The following is a 16,683-nucleotide window of genomic DNA, read 5'->3' as shown; positions in this document are numbered from 1 at the left end:
CGATCCCGACGAAATGCAGCACGCCGATGTCGAGCGGCAGGGCGGTGGTCATCATGAAGGTCTTCTCCCCTTCGCGAGGCGTTCGACGAGGTCGGCGAGGGCGCCCGCCGCGTGCGGACGCCCCAGCGCGGCGGCCGTGCGCGCCATCTCCGCCAGCCGCTCCGGCGCTTCGACAAGGCGCGTCACTTGCCCCGCCAACCCCTCCGGCGTCAATCCGGCTTCGGCGCAAAGCAGCGCCGCCCCCGCTTCGGCGAGCGCCGCGGCGTTGGCGGTCTGATGGTCGTCCATCGCCGCCGGGAAGGGGACGAGGATGGCGGGGCGGCCGATCACGGCGAGTTCGGCGACCGTGGACGCCCCGGAGCGGCATATGACCAGATGCGCCTCGGCGATGCGGGGCGGCATGTCGTCGAAGAAGGGCGCGACCTCGGCTGCGATCCCGGCCTGCGCGAGCGCGGCGCGCACCGCCGCAGCCTCCCCTTCCCGCGCCTGCTGGACGAGGCGAAGCCGCCCACGCAGCGCGGGGGGAAGCGCCGCCAGCGCCTGCGGGACCAGCGTCGCGAACACGCTCGCGCCCTGACTTCCGCCGAAGACCAGCAGGTTCACCGGGCCGCCGGCGCCCGGCGGCGCGTAACCGCCGCCGGCGAGCGCGGCGACCGCGTCGCGCACCGGATTGCCGATGTGGATCAGCCGGGCCGAGGCGGGCGCGCGCGCGACCGGCCAGGTCCCGCAGGCGACCGCCCCGACGCGGGCGGCGAAGAGGCGGTTGACCCGGCCCAGCACGCCGTTCTGCTCGTGGATCAGCCGCGGCAGGCCGAGGCTCCACGCCGCCGCCAGCGCCGGAAAGGCCGGATAGCCGCCGAAGCCCGCCACGCAGGCGGGCCGCGCGCGCGCCAGCCATCGGCGCGCGGCGAAGGCGCCCGCCAGAAGCCGCGCAGGCGCCGCGGCCCGCGTCAGCGCGCCGCCGCGCGAGGGGCTGTCGGCGGCGAAGGCGACGCGCGCCACCGCCTCCGGAAAGCCGCCCGCATAGCGCAAACCGCGCGCGTCGGTGCTCAGCGCCACGCGCCAGCCGCGCCGCAGCATCTCCTGCGCCAGCGCCTGCGCGGGAAACATGTGCCCCCCGGTGCCGCCGGCGGCGATCAGGACCAGCGGCGCGCTCATCGCCGGGCCTTTCGCGCCGCGTCGGGCGCCGTCGCCCACATCAGCGCCGCCCCCAGCGCCGCCACGCCCACGCACAGCTGCAAGCCGGCCCGATAGCCGCCCGTCAGATCGTCCAGCGCGCCCATCGCCCACACCCCCGCCCCCGCCCCGATGTTCGACCCGAAGCTGACCGCCGTGAAGATGGCGGCGTAATGGCGCCCGGCGAACATGTCGCCGGGAACCGTCCCGAACAGCGGCGAGACGGCGTTGGCGAGCAGCCCCGTCGCCGCCGCCGCCGCCCAGACGAGCCAGCCCGGCCCGCCCGCCTCGAGCCAGAGCAGCGCGCCCGCCGTCAGCGCGAACCCCGCCATCGACAGCAACCAGACCGGCGCCCGGCCCCAGCGGTCCGACAGCGCGCCCATGCCGATCTGCCCCGGCACGCCGAGCGCCGCCGCGAGCCCGAGCGCCAGCGCCGCGTCGCCCGCGCTCACCCCCTGCCCGATCAGGAACCGCGTCTGATGCACCTGCACGCCGTACCAGAGAAACAGCGCGCAGAAAAAGGCGAGAAACATCGTCCAGAACCGCCAGCGGCGCAGCGCGTCGCGCAGCGTCGGCCCCTCGCCCGACCGCTCGGCCGCTGGCGCGCGCGGGGCGAGGGCCGCCTCGCCGTCCGCGCGCAGCCCCATCGCCTCGGGCCGCCCGCGTTGAAACAGCGCGTTCAGGGGAATGACCACGCAGGCGATCACCGCCGCGGCGGCGAGGCAGGCGGTGCGCCAGCCGCCGGCCTCGATGGTCCATTGCATCGCCGGGATCAGCGTCAGCCCGCCCGCGCCGACCCCCGCATAGGCGATCCCCACCGCAAGCCCCAGCCGCCGCGAGAACCAGCGCGACAACAGCAGCGCATGGCTGATGTAGCTCATCGCCATCGAGCCCGAGAGCACCAGCAGCCCGAAGGCCGCGTAGAGCCCGACCGGCGTCGCCACCCAGGTCGCCGCGATATAGCCCGAAGCGACCAGCGCGCCGCCGACCGGCAGCGTGAGCCTCGGGCCGAAGCGCGCCATGCTCCAGCCGACCACGGGCAGCGCCAGCGTCGAGATGACGAACCCCGCGGCGAAGGCGCCGGAGCTGAGGCTGCTCGACCAGCCGAACTCCCCCACGATCTCCGGAAGCAGCAGCGAGAAGCCGGTACGCGCGCTTACCGCGACCGCCATGGTGACGAAGGCGATGGCGACGACGACCCATCCGTAGAATAGCGGCCGAACGGCCATGCGCATCCCCTCGAGCGACCGGCGCGGACGGGCCGACTTCCGGCGCGCCGCGTGACGCCGCCGGCTCGTCCTCGACGCGGAAGGCGTCTATGTCATGATCGGGCGGGCGAGGAAAAGCGCCCCGAGCGCGGCTGCGCAGGAGGAGAGAGGCGCGATGGGCGAGGACCGCGCGGCGCTGCTGGCGGCGCTGGCCTGGCAAGTGGAGCTCGGCGCCGACGAGGCGATCTGCGAGGCGCCGGTGAACCGCCTCGACCGCGCCCCGCCGGCCAGACCGGCGCCTGCGCCCTCGCAAGCGGCGCCGGGAACGGACCGGCGCGCCTCGGCGAAGCCGACTGCGACGCCCGCGCCGACGCCCCCCGCGCAACCCGGCGCCGCCGAATCGGCGCGCGCCATCGCCGCGCGCTGCGCCACGCTGGACGAGCTCGCCGCCGCCCTCGCCGGCTTCGAGGGCTGCGCGCTGAAACAGGGCGCGCGCAACTGCGTCTTCTCCGACGGCGACCCGCGCGCGCGGGTGATGATCGTCGGCGAGGCGCCGGGACGCGAGGAGGACCTCGCGGGCAAGCCCTTCGTCGGGCGCTCCGGCCAGCTGCTCGACCGGATGCTCGCCGCCATCGGCCTCGACCGCCGCGCCGACGACCCCGCGCGCGGCGTCTACATCTCCAACATGATCCCCTGGCGTCCGGTGGACAACCGAACCCCCGGCGCCGACGAGCTGGCGATGCTGGAGCCCTTCGTCCTGCGCCATGTCGAACTCGCGCAGCCCGACTTCGTCGTGCTGATGGGCGCCACCTCGGCGAAGGCGCTGCTGCGCAGCCAGACCGGCATCCTGAAGCTTCGCGGGCGCTGGACGCGGCTCGACTGGCATGCGGCCCCCGCCCTGCCGACGCTCCACCCGGCCTATCTGCTGCGCGCGCCCGCCGCCAAGCGCCTCGCCTGGCGCGACCTTCTGGCCCTGCGCACCGCCCTTGACGGCGCGCCCCCCGCCTTCGACTGATCGCGAGCCCCATCGGAGAGCCGCCATGAGCCGCATCGACGCCGACCGCCCCTTCCACCCCGTCCGCATCGCCGTGCTGACCGTCTCGGACACGCGCGGCCTCGATCATGACCGCTCTGGGGATACGCTCGTCGCGCGCATCGCCGAGGCCGGGCATCTGCTGGCGGACCGGGCGATCGTGCGCGACGAGGTCTCCGAGATCGTCGCGAAACTGCGCGGCTGGGTGGCCGACCCCGACATCGACGCCGTCATCTCCACAGGCGGCACCGGGCTGACCGGGCGCGACGTGACGGTCGAGGCGCATCGGCAGGTCTATGAAAAGGAGATCGAGGCCTTCGGGACGCTGTTCACCATGGTCTCGTTTCAGAAGATCGGGACCTCGGCGATCCAGTCGCGCGCCTGCGCAGGCGTTGCGGGCGGCACCTATCTCTTTGCGCTGCCCGGCTCGCCCGGCGCCTGCAAGGACGCCTGGGACGAGATCCTGAAGCCCCAATTCGACGCCCGCCACCGCCCCTGCAACTTCGTCGAGATCATGCCCCGGCTCGACGAACATCTGCGCCGCAAATGAGCCGGCCTTGACGGCGCGCAAGGCGGCGTCCGTCCCGTCTCGCCACTCTCCGGATCAGTGACGATCCGTCCCGGGAGGCCGCGCCGATGACCGAGATCGCGCCGTTCGAGGCCGCGCAGGCCGAGACGATCCGCTTCCTCGCCGACCCCGCGACCCATGGCGGCGCACCGGTCGAACTGATCGTCACCCACATCTCGCGGGTGTTTCTCGCCGGCGACCGGGCGTTCAAGCTCAAGCGGGCCGTGGCGTCGAATTATCTCGACTTCTCGACCCCCGCGCTGCGCGAGGCCGCCTGCCGCCGCGAGATCGAGGTCAACGCCGCCGCAGGCCCTCTTTATCGCGGCGTCGTCGCGGTGACGCGCGCCCCGGATGGGGCCTTGCGGATCGGCGGCGATGGCGAGGCGGTGGACTTCCTCGTCGAGATGCGCCGCTTCGACCGCGCGGAGGAGTTCGACCGCCTGCTCGCCGCGGGCCGGCTCGATGCTCCGATGGTGGAACGGCTGGCCGACGTTCTCGCCGAGGCGCATCGCGCAGCGCCCGACGCGCGCGCGCATGGCGGCGCGGCGGCGACGCTGGCGCGGATCGACCAGATCGCCGAGGCCGCCTCCGCCGCCGGCTCCGCGTTGCGCGAGATCGCGCCGGAATGGCGCGCCGCCGCCCGCGCAGAGGCTGCGCGCCATGCGCGGCTGTTCGATCTGCGCACGCGCCATGGTTGCGTGCGGCGCTGCCATGGCGATCTGCATCTGCGCAACATCGTGATGATCGACGGTCGCCCGACCCCTTTCGACGCCATCGAATTCTCCGAGGAGATCGCCTCCGTCGACATCCTCTACGACCTCGCGCTGACGCTGGCCGACCTGCTGACGGCGGACCGCCGCGACCTCGCCTGCGCGCTGCTCAACCGTTGGCTCGGCGCGCTGCGCGACAATTGCGGATTGGCGCTGCTTCCGCTCTACCTGTCGATGCGCGGGGCCGTGCGCGGGATGGTGGCGGCGTCATCGGGCGACGAGGCGGGCGCGCGCGCCGAATTCGCCTTCGCGCAGGACGCCCTCGCCCCGCGCCCGCCGCCCCGTCTGGTGGCGATCGGCGGCATCTCGGGCTCGGGCAAGACGACGCTGGCGCGCGCGCTCGCGCCAAGGCTCGGACCGCTGACCGGGGCGGTCGTCATCCGCTCCGACGTCACCCGCAAGCGCATCGTCGGCATGCCGCCGGAGACCCGCGCGCCGCTCTCGGCCTATGCGCCGGAGGTCACCGCGCGGGTGGCGCGTCGGATGCTGCGGGCGGCGCGGCGCACGCTGGCGGCGGGTTTTCCCGCGCTGCTCGACGCCACCTTTCTCGATCCCGCCTTCCGCGCCGAAGCCGAGGCGATGGCCGCGCGCATGGGCGTGCGCTTCGACGAGCTCTGGCTGACCCTGCCGCCGGAGGAGGCCGCCCGCCGCGCCGCCGCGCGCTTCGGCGACGCCTCCGACGCCGACGGGGCCCTCGTGCGCGCGCAGGCGCCGCGCGCGGCGACGCCCGCGGGCTGGCGCATGCTCGACGCGGCGCAGCCTGTGGAGGGGCTCGTCGCCGACGCCCTCGCGGCGCTGGGCTGACGCCGGCGCGGGCCTTGCGCGGCCGACCCGCGCGCGCCTAGGCTCGGGCGCTCGGCGAAGGCGGGAGAGGCGCGACATGGCCAAAGCCATCCACATGATGATCCGCGTGCTGGAGGAGGCCCGCTCGGTCGCCTTCTACCGCGAAGCCTTCGGGCTGGAGGTCGCCGACCGCTTCGATTTCGACGACTTCACGCTGATCTATCTGCGCAACGCGGAAGCCGATTTCGAGATCGAGCTGACCGTGAACAAGGACCGCGCCGCGCCCTACGATCTTGGCGACGGCTATGGCCACGTCGCCCTGGCCGTGGACGATCTCGACGCCGAGCATGCGCGCTTCGAGGCGGCGGGGCTGAACCCGCGCAAGATCGTGCAGTTCGACCGCGACGGCGCGATGATGGCGCGGTTCTTCTTCGTCGAGGACCCCGACGGCTACAAGATCGAAGTCCTGCAAAAACACGGACGCTATCGCTGAGGAGGCGCGCCCATGCTCTACCATCTCTCTTTCCGCGTGGAATACGACGCCGAGATGGGCCAGCCCGGCCTGTTCGCGATCTGGGCCGAGGAGGCAGCTGTGGCGCTCGGGGCGAAATCGGCGGGCGTCGTCGTCGACCTGTGGAAAGTCGTCGGCGAACGCCGGGTCTTCGTCGTGGTCAACGTCGAAAGCCCGGACGCGCTCGATCAGATCCTCTTCGATCTGCCGATCATGAAGAAGATGGGCCATCTGGTGCAGGTCGAGGTCAAGGCCCTGCGCCGCTACGAGGATTTCGCCGCCGACGTCAAGGCGCGCCTCTGACCGGCGCGCGCGGCGTCGTCCTCGCTCGGGCCGTCACCCGAGCGCTGCGCGAACCTTCGGACCGATGGCGGCGAAGTCCATCCGCCCCGGATAGCGCGCCTTGAGCGCCCCCATCACCTTGCCCATGTCGCGCAGCGACTGCGCCTCGGTCTCGGCGACGGCGCTCGCGATGGCGGCGTCGATCTCGCTTGGGTTCAGCGGGCGGGGCAGGAAGTCGCGGATCACCGCGATCTCCTGCATCTCGCGCGCCGCGAGCTCGATCCGCCCGCCCTCCTCATAGGCCTTGATGCTGTCCTGCCGCTGCTTGACCATGCGCGACAGGATCGCGACGATCTCGGCGTCGGTCAGCGTCGCGTCGGCGTCCTCGTCGTTGCGCAGAGCGATTTCGCGGTCCTTCAAGGCCGCCGTGACGAGCCGCAGCGTCGAGACGCGGGTCTCGTCCTTCTGCTTCATCGCCTCCTTCAAGGCCGCCATGATCTTCTCGCGCATGGTCTCTCCCGAGGGAAAGCGGCGCCATATGGCCGCGCGGGATTTAGCTTAGCCGATGCGCTGCACTGCGGCAATGCCGGGCGGCGCTCGCCAGCGTGTTGATTTTAAAGGGATTTATGGCCTCCGCCTCGCTTGACGCGCCGGGGGCGGCGCACTAGGCTCCGCGCGCTTGTCATGGGAGAGTCGCACATGTCCGCAGAGCGGGACCTTCGTCTGACCGCGCGCCTCGCGCTGGCCGACGGCACGGTGCTGCGCGGTCGCGGCTTCGGCGCCGAGGGCGCGGCGGCGGGGGAGCTCTGCTTCAACACCGCGATGACCGGCTATCAGGAGATCCTGACCGACCCCTCCTACGCCGGTCAGATCGTCACCTTCACCTTCCCTCATATCGGCAATGTCGGCGCGAACCCCGAGGACGAGGAGGCCGAAGGCGCCGCCGCGCTCGGCGCCGTGGTGCGCGACGACCCGACAGAGCCGTCGAACTGGCGCTCGGCTCGGCCTTTCGCCGAGTGGATGCGCGCGCGCGGGTTGATCGGCATCGGCGGCGTCGACACGCGGCGGCTCACGCGGAGCATCCGCACCAAGGGGATGCCCCATGCGGTGATCGCCCATCGCGCCGACGGCGCGTTCGACGAGGCGGCGCTGGTGGCGCAGGCGCGCGCCTTTCCCGGCCTCGTCGGCGCCGACCTCGCCCGCGACGTGACGACCCCCGTCCGCTACGACTGGCATGGCGGCCCATGGGTCTGGCCCAACGGCTTCGACGGATCGCCCGCCCACCGCCGTCGGGTCGTCGCCGTCGATTACGGCGCAAAGCGCAACATCCTCCGCCGGCTCGAAGCGGCGGGCTGCGAGGTGATCGTCGCGCCCGCCCGAACCACCGCCGCCGAAATCAAGGCGCTGAACCCTCAGGGCCTGTTCCTGTCGAACGGGCCGGGCGACCCGGCGGCGACCGCCGAATACGCCGCGCCGATGATCCGGGAGATCGTCGAGACGACCGGCATGGCTGTGTTCGGCATCTGCCTCGGCCACCAGATGCTCGGCCTCGCGCTCGGCGCCCGCACGGTGAAGATGAACCACGGCCATCACGGCGCGAACCATCCTGTGAAGGATCTCGAGACCGGGAAAGTCGAGATCACCTCGATGAATCACGGCTTCGCGGTCGATGCGCAGACCTTGCCCGACAGCGTGATCGAGACCCATGTCTCGCTGTTCGACGGCTCCAATTGCGGGCTGCGGATGCGGGACCGCCCGGTGTTCTCGGTGCAGTACCACCCAGAGGCGAGCCCCGGGCCGCAGGACAGCCACTACCTGTTCGACCGCTTCGTCGCGGCGATGGGCTGAGCGCCGCTCAGATCAGCCAGCCGACGCAGAACAACGCCGCATAGAGCATCAGCGCCTTGCCGGTGTCCGCGAGCGCGCCGTTGAGCGCCGGGCCGTCGCGCCGCGTCCAGACCGTCATTCCGACCCGGAAGGCGTAGGGCGCGGCCAGCAGCGGCAGAAGCATCCCCGGCCCCGCCGCGCCCGCCGCCCAGAAGATCAGCGGCGAGGCCAGCGCGAGACTCATGCAGACGGCGTATTCCCAGCGCGCGAAGCCCGGCCCCAGCCGCACCGCCAGCGTGCGCTTGTCGGCGATCCTGTCGGTGTCCACGTCGCGCAGATTGTTGACCGCGAGGATCGCCGTCGAGATCAGCCCCGGCCCGAGCCCCGCTGCGATCGGCCGCCAGTCCATCTCCAGCGCCTGAACCCAGTATGTGCCCGCCACGGCGATGGGCCCGAAAAAGGCGAGCACGAACACGTCGCCCAAGCCCCGATACCCGAGGGGAAACGGCCCGCCCGTGTAGATCACGCCGCACAGCAGCGAGGCGAGACCCACGGCGAGGATCGGCGCGCCGCCGCGCGCGACGAGATAGACCCCGACCAGCGTCGCCAGCCCGAAGACCAGCATCGCCGCGCGCTTCATCGTCTGCGGGCTGGCGAGGCCGGATTGCGTCAGGCGGCGTGGGCCGGCCCGCGCGGCGGTGTCGGCGCCCTTGACGAAGTCGTAGTAGTCGTTGGCGTAGTTCGCCCCGATCTGGATAAGCGCCGCGCCCAGCAGCGCCGCCGCCGCCGCCGGCCAATGCGCCGCCCCATCCGCGAAGGCGAGCGTCACGCCGATGGCGACCGGCGCGAGCGAGGCCGGCAGGGTGCGCGGGCGCGACGCCTCGAACCACAGCCGCGCGCGGCTCGGGGCGATTTCGTTCGGGGCGTGCGGCGCGGGCTCAGGTCGCATCGCGGACTTTCGGCTGCCGAGGGACGATTGACGCCGAAACCTTACGTCCATCCTCGCTGCGCGACAATCGCGCGACGGCTATGCGCCGGCGCCGGCCTGTGCTCTGACTGTCGGATCGCCGGACCGCGGGGAGAAAGGACGCGATGAAGCACCGCACGTTGCGCCACGAGATCATCCACACCTGCCGCGAGATGAACGCGCTCGGGATCAACACCGGAAGCTCGGGCAACGTGTCGGCCCGCGTCGAGGAAGGCTTCCTCGTCACGCCCTCGGGCGTGCCCTACGACCTGCTCGAGAACGAGATGATCGTGCTGATGGATCTCGACGGCGGCTACTGGGGCGACTGGCTCCCCAGTTCCGAATGGCGGATGCACCACGATCTCTACCGCTGCCGCCCCGAGACGGAAGCGGTGGTGCATGTCCACTCGCCCTACGCCGCCGCCCTGTCCTGCCTGCGCGAGGGGATCCCGGCCTTCCATTACATGATCGCCGTCGCCGGCGGCGCGGACATCCGCTGCGCCGACTACGCGACCTTCGGCACGGCGGCGCTCTCGGGCGCGATGATGGAGGCGATGGAGGGCCGCCGCGCCTGCCTGCTCGCCAATCACGGCCAGATCGCGACCGGGCCGACGCTGGCGAAGGCTCTGGCGCTGGCGGTCGAGGTCGAGACGCTGGCCAAGCAGTATCACATCGCCCGCCAGATGGGCGCGCCGGTCCTGCTGCCGCCCGAGGAGATGGAGCGCGTGCTGGAGAAGTTCCGCAGCTACGGCAAGCAGCCGCAAGAGCTGCCGGAGGGCGCGCTCCCCGCCTTCGACGCCCCCGAGCGCCGCGACCCGCCGGAGGAGGCGCGCGATGGCGAACCGGCTTAAGGCGCGTCTGGCCGCCGGCGAGACGGTCGGCGCGGTCTGGCTGCAATTCGGCTCGCCCGAGGTCGCCGAAGCGGTCGTCCTCGCCGGTTGGGACGCGGTGGTGATCGATTGCGAGCACGGCGCGGCGGGGCTGGAGGCGGGGCTCGCCCTGCTGCGCGCCGTCGAGGCGGCCGGAGCGGAAGCCGTCGTTCGCGTGCCCGACGCGCAGGAGGCGACGCTCAAGCGCGCGCTCGACCGGGGCGCGCGGTCGCTGATGGTCCCGATGGTCAACTCCGCCGAGATCGCGGCGCAGACAGCCGCCTTCTGCCGCTACCCGCCGCTCGGGCGGCGCGGCTATGCGGCGAGCATCGTGCGCGCCTCTGGCTGGGGGACCAACGCGGACTACTCCGCGCAGGCGGCGGACGAGCTGTTGCTGATGGTCCAGATCGAGCACGCCGACGCCGTGCGCGACTTCGACGCGATCATGGGAACCCCCGGCGTCGATCTGGGCTTCGTCGGGCCTTACGACCTCTCCGGCTCGCTCGGCGTGATGGCGCAGCGCGAGAGCCCGCAGATGCGGGCGGCGCTGGCGGAGATCGAGGGCAAGGCCAGGGCGCGCGGCGCGATGATCGGCACGATCACCGGCGGCGGGCGCGACTGGGCGGCGCTCAAGGCGCTCGGCTACCGCTTCGTCGTCGGCCCCGCCGATTGCGCGCTGCTGGTCGAGGCGGCCCGCGCCGCAGCAAGCGCGCGCGACGAAGGGCTGCGCTGACCCCGGCGCGTCAGCGCACCCGCACGCCGTTGGCGAACACCGCCCCGTCGCGCAGCGCGATGACGCTGTCGAGCGCGCCGGGCTCGGCCCCCGGGCGCGCATAGGTTTCGGCCATCGCGCGCGCGAAATCCATCTGGTCGGGTCCGATCAGCCCTGCGGCGCCCAGATCGTCGAGCGCCGCCTCCCAGCCTTCCAGCCGCAAGGCGATCTCGCCGTCCGGCGTCTCGGATCCGGGGCGGATGCGCAGGAGGCCCGTCGCGTCGATCTGCGCGCCCAGCGCCTCGGCCCGGAACCGCTCGATCTCGACAGTCGAGACGGTCAGGCGCGGCGGCCGGCCCGCCGCCGGGCCGATCAGGTCGGCGTCGCCGGAGATCACCGTCTGGAGCGTCGCCGCGCTGCGGTCGAGAGCGCCGTCCGGGTCCAGCGCCTCCCAGAAAGCGGCATCGCCTTCGGCGCCGTCGGCGCGCAGCCACATGCCGTAGCGCCCGGGTTCCGGGCCGGGGCGCAGCGGCAGGCGCATCCCGCCCTCCACCGAGCGGATGCGCGCGGCGCCCGCCACGCCGAGGCGCGGCGCCACGTCCTCGGCTGCGGCCTCGAGGGCCGCGCCGTCGGCGTCGATGCGCAGCGCCATGCGGGCCGGGCCGAAGGTCGCAGCGCCCTCCGGCGTCTCGGCCTGGCCGCGCCGCGCCGTCACCGAGACTGAAGCGGCCCCATGCGCGGCCTGAAACGCGGCGAGGCTCGGCGCGGCGAGGCCGGATGCTTCGGCGGCCGCGGACACCTCCTCAAGGCGCGCGGTCGCGCCGTCGCGCGACAGGACGAGCGACGCGGCGTCGAGGGCTGCGGCGCGCGCGCCCGGATCGGCGCGGGCGGCGCGCAGGGCGACGTCGCGCAGGGTCGCCGACAGATCGCCCGGCCCCTCGGTCTGGGTCAGCGCCAGCCGCGCGGCGCGGAGCGGCGCGGCCTCCGCCGGCGCGACCTCCAGCCCTTCGGCGTCGACCGCGAAGGAGACGCCCTGCCCCGGAACGCCGAGAGCCGCGCCCTCCGGCAGGGTCAGCCGCACAAGCGCCCCGCCCGTCGCGCCCTGCGCGATCTCGGCGCGCGCGCGGGGCGCGTCGAGCCGCCACAGCCCCGCCGGATCGGCGACGGAAAGCCCTTCGGCCTCGTAGCGCCAGAGGAACGGGAAGCCGGTCGTTCCGCGCGTCGCGGTCTCCACCCGCAGGCCGGACGCGGCGAGGGCGGCGATCTCGCGTTCGATTGCGGCGTCGATGCGGTTGGCGCCGACGGTCCATGCCGCGACGCCGCCCGCGGCGAGCAGCGCCAGCGCCGCCGCTCCGATCGCCCATCTGCGCATTCCGGCCTCGCTGCATCCCGCCGCGCCCGCAGCGCGTCGGCGGGAAGATCGGGCCGGCTCGCCCCGCCGTCAACCGCCCGCCGAGGATCGAAGCCCCGGCGAAAGGCGGCGGCGCGCGGCGCAACGCAACGGGCGCGCCTCGGCGCGCCCGCCTTGGTTCAGGCGTCCTTCTTCGTCCGCCTTTCGATGGCGAGCCCGATCTCGGGCGCCAGCTCCTTGTTGAGGTCGGCCAGCTCGCCCGCCTCCGAGACGCCGGCGAGCAGGCCCGTCAGCATGGCCCCGCGCTCGGCGGGCGAAAGGCCCTCGATCTGCGGCGCGAAGAGCTCCGGCGTCACCAGACTGTCGAACACGATGAACCCGCCGGGCTCCGGCGGCAGCGCCGCGATCGCCGCGCCGCCGGCGACCGGCAGCGACGTCTGGATCTGGTCGGTGATCGCCCCGCCCGCATCGAGGAACGTCGCGCGATGCTGCGGCGTCAGCAGGACCCGGACCGGCCCCTTGCTCTGCGGAACCGTCTGGAAGAACGGCCCGCCGGGCTTGCGCACCGCCGGCAGCGAAATGCGCACGAAGCCGCGCACTTCGAAGTTCGGGACGACGAGGGGCGTGGGCTCGCCGGGCAGCGGGCCGAAGGCGCTCGGCAGCACCGCCACCAGCGCCGTGCCCTGCGCCGGCACGCGCACGAAGCCGGTGCTCGGGCGGAACACGGTGGCGGTCGGCCCCCCGTTCAGCACGCCCTGCTGGTTGTCGCCGCCGCCGGCATCGACGAACACGACCGTGTTGCCGGCGGGCGTGCGGAACGCGGCGTTGGGCGAGCCCGCCGCCGGCGGCGGCGCCACGAAATCGAGGCGGTAGCGATACTCCTGCTCCTCGAGATTGGAGATCGCGAGGAAATAGCCCTGGATCACCCGCTCCACGGCGGCGACGCCCGAAGGCGCTGCGGGCGATTGCGGCTTGAAGATCAGTTCGAATGTCGAGACTTCCATCGATCAGCCCTCCTTGCGCGGCCGCGTCTGCTGCGAGAGGGGCGGATCGCCGTCGCGACCGCCGACGCCGCCCTCTGCGCAGAGTGCGGGCGGGCTGTCAGCGGCGTGTCAGCGGTCTGTCAGCGTTGCGTCAAGGCGCGCGCCGGCGGCGGAGATCGCCCTCAGCCCTGCCGGCGCAGATCGAGCGTGAGCGGCGCTTCGGGGCTGAGCCTCGGCGGTCGCGGCGCCCAGCCGCCGGGCTGGTGGCCGCCGGGATCGAAGCGCGCCATCCGCCGCCCCTCGGCCTCGAGATCGTTGACCGGCTGCGTCTCGAAGCTGCGCCCACCGGGATGGGCCGCATGCAGCATGCAGCCGCCGACGCTGCGTCCGCTCCAGCGGTCCCACAGGTCGAGCCGCAGCGGCGCGTGCACGCCGATGGTGGGGTGGAGGCATTCGGCGGGCCGCCACGCGCGGTAGCGCACGCCCGCCACGAACTCGTCGCGCCGCCCGGTCGCGGTCAGCGGGACTTCGAAGCCGTTGCAGGCGACGGCGAAGCGGCCCTGCAGGTCGCCCTCCACCCGGATCTGCACGCGCTCAAGCGAACTGTCCACATAGCGCACCGTGCCGCCGATCGCACCGGTCTCGCCGAGCACATGCCAGGGTTCGAGCGCCGAGCGGACCTCCATCAGCACCTCGCGCCGGCGCAGATCGCCCGCGAGCGGGAAGCGGAACTCGAACTGCGCGCGGAACCATTCGGGGTCGAAGCGCAGGCCGAGCGCGCCGCCCGTCTCCTCCAGCACGTCGAGGAAATCGGCCCAGACGAAATGCGGCAGCATGAAGCGGTCGTGCAGGGCGGGGCCGAAGCGGATCAGCCCGCCTTCGTAGGGACGGTCCCAGAAGCGCGCGATCAGCGCGCGCAGCACCAGCGCCTGGGCGAGGCTCATGCGCGGATGCGGCGGCATCTCGAAGGCGCGGAACTCGACGAGGCCCAGCCGCCCGGTCGGGCCGTCAGGCGAGTAGAGCTTGTCGATGCAGATCTCGGCGCGGTGGGTGTTGCCGGTCGCGTCGGTCAGCAAGTTGCGGAAGATGCGGTCCACCAGCCAGGGCGGGCAGTCGCCTCCGGGCGCGGGAACCTGCGCGAGCGCGATCTCCATCTCGTAGAGGATGTCGTCGCGCGCCTCGTCCATCCGCGGCGCCTGGGATGTCGGGCCGATGAACTGACCGGAGAACAGGAAGGACAGCGACGGGTGGTTCTGCCAGTAGCGCACCAGCGAGGCGAGAAGGTCGGGCCGCCGCAGGAAGGGGCTGTCGGGCGCAGCGGCGGCCCCGACGACGATATGGTTGCCGCCGCCCGATCCGACCGGGCGGCCGTCATAGAGGAATTTCGACGTCTCCAGCCCGCAATGGCGCGCGTCGTCGTAGAGCCCTTCGGTGATGGCGACCTGCTCCTCCCAGCTGGCGGCCGGGTGGACGTTCACCTCGATCACGCCGGGGTCGGGGGTCGCCTTGATCACGTTGATGCGCGCGTCGTGCGGCGGCGCGTAGCCTTCGATCTGGACCGGCGTCTGCGCGGCTTCGGCGGCCTCCTCGATGGCGGCGATCAGGTCCACGAAGGCGTCGGCCGAAGGCAGCGGCGGCAGGAACACGCAGAGCCGCCCGTGCCGCACCTCGACTGCGACCGCCGTGCGGACGTGCTGGGTGAAGATCGCCAGCCGCGGATCGACGGCGCCGAGCGGGGCCGCCGTGAAGGCGACGCCGGCGGGCGCGATCGCCGCCGCCGCCGCCGAGCCCGCATCGCTGCGCCCCTGCATCGCCAGCCGCGGCGCGGCCAGCGTCTCGCGCGCGGCGAAGGGGTCGAGTTCGTTGAGATAAGGATATTCGCTCTCGGAGAGATAGGGTAGCGCAGTCAGCGGCAGCCGGTAGCCCGCCGCGCTGTCGCCCGGCGCGAGAAACAGCTTGCCGCGCCGGGTGCGCCATTTCTCGGTCGTCCAGCGCCAGCGCCGCCGCCGCCGCGAGTCGCGCGCGCCCTGACTCTGGGCGAGCTGGACCGGCAGCACCATCGACACCGCCTTTCCAAGCCCATGCTCGAAAACGCGCGCGAGCCGCATCCGCTCAAGCGGGTCGTCGAGCCGGTTGTTCGCGGGGTCGAGATTGTCCGGCAGCATCGCCTCCTTCAGCACGAAGGTGGCGGGGTCCTCATAGGCGGGCTGCGCCGCGTCGGGGTCGAGGTCGAGGGCTTCCGCGATCTGGCGGGCGAAGCGTTCGGCGTCCTCGAAGGCGAAGGCGCCGGCGTCCTCGGTCGCGATCAGGTCGGGGTTCAGCCACAGCGGCTCGCCGTCGCGCCGCCAGTAGAGCCCGAACGCCCAGCGCGGCAGCTGCTCGCCGGGATACCACTTGCCCTGCCCGTGATGGATCACTCCGCCGGGCGCGAAGCGCTTCTGCAGCCGCCGGATCAGCCGGTCGGCGTAGAGGCGTTTGGTCGGGCCGACCGCCTCCTCGTTCCACTCCGGCGCGTCGCGGTCGCCGGCGGCGACGAAGGTCGGCTCGCCGCCCATGGTCAGCCGCACGTCCTGCGCGGCGAGCTTCGCATCCACCGCGCGTCCGGCGGCGTCGATGGCGTCCCATGCGTCGTCGGAGAAGGGGCGCGAGACGCGCGGCTCCTCGCGCACGCGCCGGACCTCCATGTCAAAGGAGAACTCCACGCCGCAGGGCTCGTGCGCGCCGGTGATCGGCGCCGCAGAGCGCGGCGAAGGCGTGCAGGCGAGCGGGATGTGGCCTTCGCCCGCGAGCAGGCCGGAGGTCGGGTCGAGGCCGATCCAGCCGGCGCCGGGCACATAGACTTCGCACCAGGCGTGCAGGTCGGTGAAGTCGGCCGCCGGGCCGGAGGGGCCGTCCACCGCCTTGATGTCGGGCGTGAGCTGGATCAGGTAGCCCGACACGAAGCGCGCCGCGAGGCCGCAGCGCCGCATCAGATGCACCAGCAGCCAGCCCGAATCGCGGCACGAGCCCGAGCCCTTGCGCAACGTCTCCTCGGGCGTCTGCACGCCGGGCTCCATGCGCACGAGATAGTCCACCTCCTGACGCACGCGCGCATTGGCGGCGACGAGGAAATCGACCGTGTGCTCGAATTTCTTGGGCAGGTCCTGAAAGAGCTTCTCGAAGGCCGTGCCCTGCGCGCCGGTCTCCAGATAGGGGGCGAGGTCCTTGGCGTCCTCGGGGCTGTAGGCGAAGGGGGCGCTCTTGGCGGCGTCCTCGACGAAGAAGTCGAACGGGTTGACGGCGGCCATGTCGGCCACGAGGTCCACCGTGACTTCGAAGTGATCCACCTTCTCGGGAAAGACGAGGCGGGCGAGGTAGTTGCCGAACGGGTCCTGCTGCCAGTTCAGGAAATGCGGCTCGGGGCTGACTTTCTGGCTGTAGGCGAGGATCTTGGTGCGGCTGTGCGGAGCGGGGCGCAGGCGCACGATCTGCGGGCCGAGGTCGATCCGCCGGTCGTAGTCGTAGCGGGTGCGGTGGGTGATCGCGGCGTTGATGCTCACAGGGCGGCGTCCTTCGGGGGGCGAGGTCTCGAGCGATCCTGCGCAGCGGCGCGCCCGCGGCGCAAGCGCCGGCGCGCCGGCTGCGCCGCGATGGCGCGCCGGGC

General features: G+C 73.0%; 15 protein-coding genes. 8 read left to right on the top strand and 7 right to left on the bottom strand.

Features of this window, described 5'->3' with window-relative positions; genetic code table 11:
* Nucleotides 1-51 precede the first annotated feature (51 nt).
* Complete coding sequence (gene murG / locus V7Q31_RS05385; RefSeq protein WP_333832655.1) at nt 52-1,158, bottom strand: undecaprenyldiphospho-muramoylpentapeptide beta-N-acetylglucosaminyltransferase; 1,107 nt, start codon at nt 1,156-1,158, stop codon at nt 52-54.
* Nucleotides 1,155-2,405, bottom strand: coding sequence for an MFS transporter (locus V7Q31_RS05380; RefSeq protein WP_333832654.1), 1,251 nt, complete (start codon nt 2,403-2,405; stop codon nt 1,155-1,157). Before V7Q31_RS05380 ends, murG begins: the two co-directional genes overlap by 4 nt.
* 154 nt (nt 2,406-2,559) lie before the next feature.
* Here V7Q31_RS05380 and V7Q31_RS05375 point away from each other — a divergent pair, with 154 nt between their 5' ends.
* The 5 genes from V7Q31_RS05375 (at nt 2,560) to V7Q31_RS05355 (ending at nt 6,352) form a co-directional block, all read left to right on the top strand.
* Complete coding sequence (locus V7Q31_RS05375; RefSeq protein ID WP_333832653.1) at nt 2,560-3,399, top strand: uracil-DNA glycosylase; 840 nt, start codon at nt 2,560-2,562, stop codon at nt 3,397-3,399.
* 25 nt (nt 3,400-3,424) lie between these two features.
* On the top strand, nt 3,425-3,967 hold the full coding sequence (gene moaB, locus V7Q31_RS05370) for a molybdenum cofactor biosynthesis protein B (RefSeq protein WP_333832652.1): 543 nt from the start codon (nt 3,425-3,427) through the stop codon (nt 3,965-3,967).
* A gap of 86 nt (nt 3,968-4,053) precedes the next feature.
* Nucleotides 4,054-5,559, top strand: coding sequence for a bifunctional aminoglycoside phosphotransferase/ATP-binding protein (locus tag V7Q31_RS05365; RefSeq protein ID WP_333832651.1), 1,506 nt, complete (start codon nt 4,054-4,056; stop codon nt 5,557-5,559).
* A gap of 76 nt (nt 5,560-5,635) precedes the next feature.
* A complete protein-coding gene (locus V7Q31_RS05360; RefSeq protein WP_333832650.1) occupies nt 5,636-6,031 on the top strand; it encodes a VOC family protein in 396 nt (131 codons plus the stop codon).
* A 12-nt stretch (nt 6,032-6,043) separates the two neighbouring features.
* Entirely contained in the window at nt 6,044-6,352 is a 309-nt protein-coding gene (locus V7Q31_RS05355) for a muconolactone Delta-isomerase (protein ID WP_333832649.1), read from the top strand.
* Nucleotides 6,353-6,385: 33 nt separating this feature from the next.
* Here V7Q31_RS05355 and V7Q31_RS05350 read toward each other — a convergent pair whose 3' ends face one another.
* Nucleotides 6,386-6,841 carry a GatB/YqeY domain-containing protein gene (locus tag V7Q31_RS05350; protein WP_333832648.1) on the bottom strand — a complete coding sequence of 152 codons (456 nt, stop codon included), beginning with the start codon at nt 6,839-6,841 and terminating at the stop codon, nt 6,386-6,388.
* A gap of 189 nt (nt 6,842-7,030) precedes the next feature.
* On the opposite strand from V7Q31_RS05350, the gene carA reads away from it, so the two are divergent.
* A complete protein-coding gene (gene carA, locus V7Q31_RS05345) occupies nt 7,031-8,179 on the top strand; it encodes a glutamine-hydrolyzing carbamoyl-phosphate synthase small subunit (protein WP_333832647.1) in 1,149 nt (382 codons plus the stop codon).
* Nucleotides 8,180-8,186: 7 nt separating this feature from the next.
* Here carA and V7Q31_RS05340 read toward each other — a convergent pair whose 3' ends face one another.
* Nucleotides 8,187-9,107 (bottom strand): 1,4-dihydroxy-2-naphthoate polyprenyltransferase, encoded by a 921-nt coding sequence (locus tag V7Q31_RS05340; protein ID WP_333832646.1) that lies wholly within the window; start codon nt 9,105-9,107, stop codon nt 8,187-8,189.
* A gap of 143 nt (nt 9,108-9,250) precedes the next feature.
* On the opposite strand from V7Q31_RS05340, the gene V7Q31_RS05335 reads away from it, so the two are divergent.
* A complete protein-coding gene (locus tag V7Q31_RS05335; RefSeq protein ID WP_333832645.1) occupies nt 9,251-9,976 on the top strand; it encodes a class II aldolase/adducin family protein in 726 nt (241 codons plus the stop codon).
* Nucleotides 9,960-10,727: an HpcH/HpaI aldolase family protein gene (locus V7Q31_RS05330; RefSeq protein ID WP_333832644.1), complete on the top strand. Its 768-nt coding sequence runs from the start codon at nt 9,960-9,962 to the stop codon at nt 10,725-10,727. The genes V7Q31_RS05335 and V7Q31_RS05330 overlap by 17 nt, the downstream gene beginning before the upstream one ends.
* 10 nt (nt 10,728-10,737) lie before the next feature.
* Here the strand turns inward: V7Q31_RS05330 and V7Q31_RS05325 are convergent, their stop codons facing one another.
* The 3 genes from V7Q31_RS05325 to V7Q31_RS05315 all read right to left on the bottom strand — a co-directional run bounded on the left by V7Q31_RS05325 (nt 10,738) and on the right by V7Q31_RS05315 (nt 16,579).
* Nucleotides 10,738-12,078: a DUF2125 domain-containing protein gene (locus V7Q31_RS05325; RefSeq protein ID WP_333832643.1), complete on the bottom strand. Its 1,341-nt coding sequence runs from the start codon at nt 12,076-12,078 to the stop codon at nt 10,738-10,740.
* Between the two features lie 158 nt (nt 12,079-12,236).
* Nucleotides 12,237-13,061 (bottom strand): hypothetical protein, encoded by an 825-nt coding sequence (locus V7Q31_RS05320; protein ID WP_333832642.1) that lies wholly within the window; start codon nt 13,059-13,061, stop codon nt 12,237-12,239.
* Between the two features lie 161 nt (nt 13,062-13,222).
* The gene (locus V7Q31_RS05315) at nt 13,223-16,579 is read right to left on the bottom strand and encodes a transglutaminase family protein (RefSeq protein WP_333832641.1); all 3,357 of its coding nucleotides are present in this window, start codon (nt 16,577-16,579) and stop codon (nt 13,223-13,225) included.
* Between the last annotated feature and the right edge of the window lie 104 nt (nt 16,580-16,683).

The organism is Rubrimonas sp. (genome assembly GCF_036788415.1).
Classification (GTDB): Bacteria; Pseudomonadota; Alphaproteobacteria; order Rhodobacterales; family Rhodobacteraceae; genus Rubrimonas.
Note: the sequence above shows the minus strand (reverse complement) of the source record. Positions and strands in the feature narration are given on the sequence as shown.

Bases quoted from the DNA above. Each gene is read 5' to 3' on its own strand.
- V7Q31_RS05325 (WP_333832643.1), bottom strand. From the start codon at position 12,078: ATGCGCAGATGGGCGATCGGAGCGGCGGCGCTGGCGCTGCTCGCCGCG.
- V7Q31_RS05380 (WP_333832654.1), bottom strand. From the start codon at position 2,405: ATGGCCGTTCGGCCGCTATTCTACGGATGGGTCGTCGTCGCCATCGCC.
- moaB (WP_333832652.1), top strand. From the start codon at position 3,425: ATGAGCCGCATCGACGCCGACCGCCCCTTCCACCCCGTCCGCATCGCC.
- carA (WP_333832647.1), top strand. From the start codon at position 7,031: ATGTCCGCAGAGCGGGACCTTCGTCTGACCGCGCGCCTCGCGCTGGCC.
- V7Q31_RS05335 (WP_333832645.1), top strand. From the start codon at position 9,251: ATGAAGCACCGCACGTTGCGCCACGAGATCATCCACACCTGCCGCGAG.
- V7Q31_RS05365 (WP_333832651.1), top strand. From the start codon at position 4,054: ATGACCGAGATCGCGCCGTTCGAGGCCGCGCAGGCCGAGACGATCCGC.
- V7Q31_RS05375 (WP_333832653.1), top strand. From the start codon at position 2,560: ATGGGCGAGGACCGCGCGGCGCTGCTGGCGGCGCTGGCCTGGCAAGTG.
- V7Q31_RS05360 (WP_333832650.1), top strand. From the start codon at position 5,636: ATGGCCAAAGCCATCCACATGATGATCCGCGTGCTGGAGGAGGCCCGC.
- V7Q31_RS05350 (WP_333832648.1), bottom strand. From the start codon at position 6,841: ATGCGCGAGAAGATCATGGCGGCCTTGAAGGAGGCGATGAAGCAGAAG.
- V7Q31_RS05340 (WP_333832646.1), bottom strand. From the start codon at position 9,107: ATGCGACCTGAGCCCGCGCCGCACGCCCCGAACGAAATCGCCCCGAGC.
- V7Q31_RS05320 (WP_333832642.1), bottom strand. From the start codon at position 13,061: ATGGAAGTCTCGACATTCGAACTGATCTTCAAGCCGCAATCGCCCGCA.
- murG (WP_333832655.1), bottom strand. From the start codon at position 1,158: ATGAGCGCGCCGCTGGTCCTGATCGCCGCCGGCGGCACCGGGGGGCAC.
- V7Q31_RS05330 (WP_333832644.1), top strand. From the start codon at position 9,960: ATGGCGAACCGGCTTAAGGCGCGTCTGGCCGCCGGCGAGACGGTCGGC.
- V7Q31_RS05355 (WP_333832649.1), top strand. From the start codon at position 6,044: ATGCTCTACCATCTCTCTTTCCGCGTGGAATACGACGCCGAGATGGGC.